General features: G+C 59.1%; 2 protein-coding genes. Both read right to left on the bottom strand.

Annotation, left to right across the window (positions count from 1 at the left end; genetic code table 11):
• On the bottom strand, window positions 1–749 hold a 749-nt coding region (xth, locus tag ABYA88_RS15655), incomplete at its 3' end, for an exodeoxyribonuclease III (protein ID WP_373188318.1).
• Window positions 746–3,622, bottom strand: coding sequence for an AsmA family protein (locus ABYA88_RS15650; RefSeq protein WP_373188317.1), 2,877 nt, complete (start codon window positions 3,620–3,622; stop codon window positions 746–748). The genes xth and ABYA88_RS15650, both read right to left, overlap by 4 nt.
• Window positions 3,623–3,830 lie beyond the last annotated feature (208 nt).

Here is a 3,830-nt window from a genome sequence, read left to right as displayed (position 1 = left end):
GGCGCGTGATCGCTGGCCTTGGGCAAATCACGCACCCAGCGGTCGACACCCGCTGCCTGAAGAGCAGGAGCAAGGTCTGGGCTGAGCAAGAGATGGTCAATACGCAAACCTGAGTTCTTTTTCCAGTGCTGACGAAAGTAGTCCCAGAAAGTAAAGATCTGCTCGTCCGGATGGCAGTGCCGCAGTGCATCCGTCCAGCCCTGGGCAAGCAGGCGTTGATAGCAGGCGCGGCTCTCGGGCTGTAACAGCGCGTCTTTTTTCCATGACCGGGTGCTGTAGATATCCTGGTCGGTGGGGATCACGTTGTAATCGCCGGCCAGAACCACCGGATGGCCACCTTCAATCAGGCGGGCTGCGCGGTCGATCAGGTGTTCGAACCACTCGAGCTTGTAGTCGAATTTGGGGCCTGGCTGCGGATTGCCATTAGGCAGGTATATGCAGCCCACCACTATGCCTTGCACCGCCGCTTCCAGATAACGGCTCTGATCCTTGTCATAGCCGTCGCTCAGGCCCTGACGGCTCTGCAGGGGCTGGCTTCCCCTGGCCAGGATGGCAACGCCATTCCAGGATTTCTGGCCATGCCAGATTGCTCCGTAACCAGCCTTCTCTATTTCATCGGTTGGCAAAACTTCCTGATGCGCCTTGAGCTCGTGCAGGCAGACTATGTCCGGCTTCTCGCGTTCCAGCCAGTCGAGCAGTATTCCCAACCGGGGCCGTATGCCGTTGACATTGAAGGTAGCAATCTTCACTGCTCGCTCCGGAACTCATCCAGCACCTGGCGACACCCGGGGCCAACGCCCTCGCCCAGCCCCGGATCGACCCAGGGCAGGATCGCCAGCGGCGGCGCTACCGCGAGACCAATGGCGCTGGCGATGCCGCGAGCAAGTAGCTCGGTACTGGTAACTTCTACCTGGGGATTGTCCAGCGTGCCGCGTAGCTGCACCGGAGAATTGGCAGTCAAAATGCTCACATCCTTCGGGTGGCTCTCCAATGCCATATCGATCTGTTCAGTGCGCAGATTGATGGTTCCGGCGCCGGTAAAGTTAGCGTCATCGGTATCCATGAACAGTTGCTCGAGATCAACCTGCCCTTCCTCGGCCTGCAAGCGTACATAGGCGCAGCGAATGGGTACCTGATTGGTGTCTACCAGCGCCGCAACCAGAGCTTCGCCCGCATCGAGCCCAAGCAACTCCACCGCCAGTACGTCCAACTGCCCGCCTGACATCGCCAGCTCAAGCTGACCGCCCGCGCCGGCCATGAACTCGGCCATGGAGATACCCGAGAAACTGAGGTCAGCTTCCCCGCCGATGATCCCGACCGAATCCCGCGCCACATCGGGAAAAGCATCGCGCAGCAAGGACTTGAGGTTGACGCCCTTGGCAGAGGCGTCAATCTGGCCGGTAACGCTCGCCTGGCGGGCGTCGATACGGATATAGCTGTCCAACGTACCTTCGCCGAGACCAAATTGTAGTGGCTGCAGCGTCAGTCGGCCGTTCTGCAGCTCCAGCTGCATCTTCAGCTCCTGCAACGGCAGCCCCTTGGCATCGACGTGATCTGCGACCAGATCGACCTTTGCGTCCATGCGACGCAGGGCATCCGGGCTCCAGGGCTCATCGGAGAAAAACTGGCCGTCCTGCTCCTGCTCTCGGGCCAAGCGTATTTGTTCCGCTGAGGCAACTTCACCCGGCCCAGTGCCGGGTGGGCTGCCCCATAGCGGGCGTAGATCGTCATAATCCAGCGTCCGCGAATACAGAGTTGCCCAAATCATTGGTTGCTCACCCGTACGCAGTCGCAGATCGCCTGAGAGAAGGCTTTCACCGAAACCACCACTGAAGTCATTCAATTGCAGAAGACCGTCATGCCAGCGCAACCGGCCTTCAATGTGATATGGAGGCAGCGAAGGCAGGCTTAACTGGTTGATTTCATTAATTCGATCAGGGTTGGGGCCCGCCAGTTTGAACTGGGTATCCACTGACTCAAGCGCCAGCGGCCTTATAATTGTACCGTCGATGTACAGAGTGCTTTCGCGGGAAGCCAGCATGCCTTTTATCGGGTAGGGCTTCTGGGCTGCGGTCAGATCGAGCAGCGGCCCCAGGTCAAGGTCGAAGCGAAAGGGCTCGCCGTTGCGAAACCCGGAGCCCTCGACATGCAACCCAGGTACCGGCTCACTGGGCAACTGGCGGGCGTCGGCTTTCAACTGGATGCTGAACTCTTGTGCCGGTGCGTCGTAGGCTATCTCTGTCTCGTGTAATGTCAGCACTCCCTCGCGGAGACGCAGATGAATATCGCCATCCAGAACGCCGAGATCCGAAGACCAGATCGGCTCCAGCGCATTACCCAGGTGGAACTGCTCGGGCTCGACATTAATTTCGCCGACGACGTCATTCTCTTCGAGCATCAATGAACCGCTAGCCTGAAAGCGGCCATCACCCTGGCTAGCCTGCAGTTCGGAGACCTCTATGCTCTTGCCGTCCAGACTGGCTCTTACGATCAGATCATCGAGTGACTGGCCACCGTAGACCAACTCATCCACTGTAAGCGCAAGCTCGATTTGCCTGCCGCGCAACATCTCGAACTGCTTCGCGAGACGTTCCGCGAGAGGTTTATCAACCTCCTGAGCTGACGCCTCTTGATCAGAATTAAAACGCTCCAATGCGTTCCAGCGGTCCAGGTCTATCCTGTCGGCATCCAGTTCTACGTCCAGCCGCAGTGGATCGCCTCGCACCACGGTGACTTCTCCCTGCAGGTTGGCTTCATCAGACTGAAGGTCGAGATCGCGGAACGTCCATTGTGGACCGTCACGCTCCACCTGGCCCTGCAGTTCAAATGCTGGGGCCGCCAGGTCGGAATAGCCCAGCAATGCAGCCACTTGCGCGTCATCGGGCGCCGAAATCGCGAATACTCCCTGCATTACCTCCGGTTGCAATGGATCACGGGCCTGCCCGTCGAAATGCACCTGCAACTCGCCCAGATTGCCTTCGAGCATAAGCGGATAGGATGAGTCTTCATCCAGCACCTGCAAGGGCGCGGCTCCCCAGGCGTCGAATTGCAGTGGCTTGCCCTCCCAGCGTCCTTCTCCGGTGATAGCCAGTCGACGGTCGGATCCGCCCTCTGTGGTTGTGCGCACCCTGGCTTCAATTGACGCGTCCAGCATCTCGTCCTGGTAGGTCAGTTGACCGCCATTTATCGTCAGCACATCCGGAACCACCGGCGGCTCGTCATCTTCTGCGCCAATCAGCTCGCCCCAGTTGCTGCTTCCATCGGCGCGGCGGGCCAGATGAACACGGGGCTGCTCGATGTCGAGGCGCTGCAGACCCATATTACCGCTCAGTAACGCGCCCATCTCAGGCACCAGTTCGAGTGCTTCAAGCTCCAGCATGTGCTCGTGTTCTACCCAGTCAGGGTTGGCAACGCTAACGCCCTCAACCCGGACTATCGGCGGCCAACCCCAGTCGACGGCAATGTCGGCTATTTCAACCTCACGACCGTCCAAACGCTGGCTTGCCTGGTCCTCGACCCAGTTGCGCGCCCACTGGGACTCCGGAACAAACAGCACCAATAGCAGGAGCAACAACAGCATCAGCGCCAGCGCAATCAGTGTCACCTTGACTGTTTTACCCACCAATCACCTCCCGGAACCAATAGAAAGCCCGCTCAAGAGCGGGCCGGGATAGCAACGGCTGGACTCAGCTTCCCTTCTCGTCCTCTTTCAGGTTCTCACGGATCTTCGCCGGGTCTATCTGATTGAGGTTCTCGCCGTCGACCGGACCCTCCATGTTTTCCAGTGGCTCTTCGTCCTGCGGGAGTGGCTTGTGCGGCAGGTTATTTTC

It is taken from the genome of Halopseudomonas sp. (assembly GCF_041579695.1).
Classification (GTDB): Bacteria; Pseudomonadota; Gammaproteobacteria; order Pseudomonadales; family Pseudomonadaceae; genus Halopseudomonas.
This window is presented reverse-complemented; position numbering and strand designations above follow the sequence as displayed.